This is a genomic window from Nitratidesulfovibrio liaohensis, from assembly GCF_011682075.1.
Lineage (GTDB): Bacteria > Desulfobacterota > Desulfovibrionia > Desulfovibrionales > Desulfovibrionaceae > Cupidesulfovibrio > Cupidesulfovibrio liaohensis.
Map to the genome: position 1 here is coordinate 1 of NZ_VSMK01000367.1, position 2,849 is coordinate 2,849.

The window sequence follows — 2,849 nt, forward strand, 5'->3', positions numbered from 1 at the left end:
CTACGAGCGAGATTCGTTCATGGAGTGGTTTGCTCGCCGGGTGAAGGAGCCTGAACCCAAAACCATCCGGGGCGGCGCACCTGCCCCACAAAGCCGGAGTGCTGAAGTACTTGGCTATCTTACTGATAGTTTTGGGGTACGCTAGGCGTGTCCTGTGATTGGCCACGTTGCTCTTGGCAACGCTTTAGCGCGGCGCGGCCAATTTTTACCTTCACTGTGAATTTTATGAGGAATGTATGTATACGAATCATTATACGGAAAGGACTTGTGTATTCAGTCCAAGGTTTCGTGAGTACTCCACGGAGAAGGACGCTATTCGACATCTCTCCATCTTGGAGTACTTGGCGCGTGAAACGGTCGAGATTGAGCTTCGCAAGAACCCACAAGCTGCTTTTGAACGATTGGATATTTCTATGTCGAACGATGACTTCATCGTTGAAATTGATCCAAGGAAAAGAGAATATGGGTCATGGTTACACCATTCAAATGGTCGGCGTGGGCAAAATTTAGTCGATTTAGTGACGTTGCATTTAGGATTCGACACTATTCGTGGGTTTTTTAGAATTGCGGCACTGTTGAACATCGACACGAGCCCCGAGGCGCGCTTTTTTCAAGGTTGCGACCCCGGCTGGCATGAGTGCAGATCAGGTGTCGAGGCAGAGGAGCTTGAAGAGTGTGTGAAGAGCTATCGGTACTATACATTGAATAACGCAAAATATTCAATTTACCATTATAGAAACGATAATGGGAGTCTGAGGGGAGGTATTGTCAAAATTTTTGATGAAAGGGGAACTGTTTTCAACCTCCCGGTTTCCAAGTTCTATATCCGTGATAAGTACAATATATGTCATGCTGAGTGGAAGTGGCGCGCATTTCAAGGGCGTTTTCCGTTGTTCGATCTGCATGAACTTGTAGCAAAATCGGGACATGCTGTGCTTTGCGCCTTGGACGAGGAAACAGCTTCTCAGATATCATTGGAGCATAGATGGCTTGTTAAAAGTGGCGTAGTCCCTACCACTTGGCCTGGAGGGCGGAAGGGGATCGCCTGCACTGATTGGAGCGCGTTGAAGGGGCGCGAAGTGCTCCTACTCCCGTCTTATGCCGCAGATGGTTACCGTCAGATATATGAAGCCAGTCGAGCCATTCAGAAAGCCGGGGCAGGACAGGTTCGGATTCTGTCACGAGCATCTCAAGGGGAGTTTCGTGGAGAAGCAGAGCGCCTTGCTCACGACCTGGCGTTTTGGAATGATCAGGGGCGAAGGCTTTCTGCCAGAGCCTTTTGCGAGGAGGCCGAGCGCCTCTTTGGGCTGAATCTCGATGGTCATGTGGAAGCTGCATTCCAAAGCAAGCCCTTGGAGACGCTGCTGGCGATGCCTGAAGAGCCACGGCCATACGTGATCAAGCCAGTTATGCTGAGTCCTGGCTTGATGATGCTGGTGGCGGGAACGGGGGTTGGGAAGACCTGGGTCGCGTTCGCGGTTGCGCTTGCCGTGTGGAAGGGGACTTCTGCGCTAGGCGGGAAGTGGACAGCTTCCCGCGCACGGAATGTGCTCTACCTTGATGGTGAGATGGGCGAGAGTGCGTGCAGGGAGCGCTTGAAGGCCTTGGGTCAAGCTCAGGGACGTACGGTAGACGAAGAAATCGGGGGAAAGCGGTTCGAACTGCTTTCTACCATGACAGAAGGCAATGCCTTGCCTGACCTTGGTACTGAGGAAGGCGGCAAGGCCCTACTGGGCTGGATCGACAAGCGGTTCCCGGATGTCGAGTTCATCGTGTTTGATAACCTGTCGACCTTGGCCCCGACGGCATGCGGCAACAGCACTGAGTGCCAGGAGGCATTTCGCGCGTTGCTCAAAAAGTTGAAGGCTCGGGGGATTTCCTGCCTGATTGTGCAACATACCTCGAAAACGGGAGACCAGCGTGGCAGCAACGCCAAACTCGACATATTGGATGCTGTGGTGAAGCTTGATCGGCCCAGTAAAAAGGGCACCGCCGAGAAGACCACGACGATCACCGTCGCGTACGAAAAATGCCGTAACGCGTTCGGTAGTGATATTGAGCCGTTCACAGTGGAACTATCGCCTCCGGACGGGCTGCTAGCCACCTCGGCCTGCGAAGGTCAGACAAAAAAAAGTGCCCCGGATGTGGGTGGCCTCCAGCCTGCTTGGCTTGAGGATGCCAAGCGCATGAAGCAAGCCGGCATGGGTTTCCGGGAAATTGCTCAGGAACTTGTCAAATTACACGGCAGTGCCCCTAGCCATGAAACAATTAGGAAAAGGCTAAAATAATTGGACGAATAGCTGCAGGGGGAGGCGCTTGCCTCCCCCTGTTTTCATGTATGGCTCTCGCCTTCAGGCAGCGCCAACGGTTCGTCATCGCAGCCGTCCGTTCTCGTGGTGCCTGCCTCCGACAATATGGCCGCCACGAACAGGCCAGCGACACCTGCCAGGCAGCCGCCAAGAAACACCCAGGCCCTGTTCATTCCCTTGCCCTTGGACTCGTGCTCAGTCATCGATGCTCTCCTTGACGACGTTAAGTACCGCGATGGCTATGGCGATAATTGATCCCCAGCTTATGCCCATATTCTTCTCCTCGGGGTGCGGACCTTGGGGCAGTCCGCGAAGATGACGCATTCCGCAGGCGGCAGAAGGCATTTCTTCCACGGCCAGAACCGGCACAGGTACATCCAGCGCATACGACCTCCTTGTCGGGGTGTTGAAATAGAACGGGGAGGCGTGGTGCCTCCCCGTTGTTCGTTGCCGGTGTTTTTCGTAGTTGCATCATGTCGCGCGCCTTCCGACCAGCGCGCCTTGGAGCAGGCCGAACATCGCCGGGGCAAGTTCGGCCAT

Annotated in this window: 2 protein-coding genes; one reads left to right on the forward strand and one right to left on the reverse strand. The window is 54.1% G+C overall.

What is annotated here, in order from left to right:
• Window positions 1-236 precede the first annotated feature (236 nt).
• The gene (locus FVW27_RS12385) at window positions 237-2,288 is read left to right on the forward strand and encodes an AAA family ATPase (RefSeq protein ID WP_167125565.1); all 2,052 of its coding nucleotides are present in this window, start codon (window positions 237-239) and stop codon (window positions 2,286-2,288) included.
• A gap of 44 nt (window positions 2,289-2,332) precedes the next feature.
• Here the strand turns inward: FVW27_RS12385 and FVW27_RS12390 are convergent, their stop codons facing one another.
• Window positions 2,333-2,512, reverse strand: a complete 180-nt coding sequence (locus FVW27_RS12390; protein WP_167125567.1) for a hypothetical protein — start codon at window positions 2,510-2,512, stop codon at window positions 2,333-2,335.
• Window positions 2,513-2,849: the final 337 nt, after the last annotated feature.

Coding starts and splice junctions, on each gene's coding strand:
- FVW27_RS12390 (WP_167125567.1), bottom strand. CDS start 2,512: ATGACTGAGCACGAGTCCAAGGGCAAGGGAATGAACAGGGCCTGGGTG.
- FVW27_RS12385 (WP_167125565.1), top strand. CDS start 237: ATGTATACGAATCATTATACGGAAAGGACTTGTGTATTCAGTCCAAGG.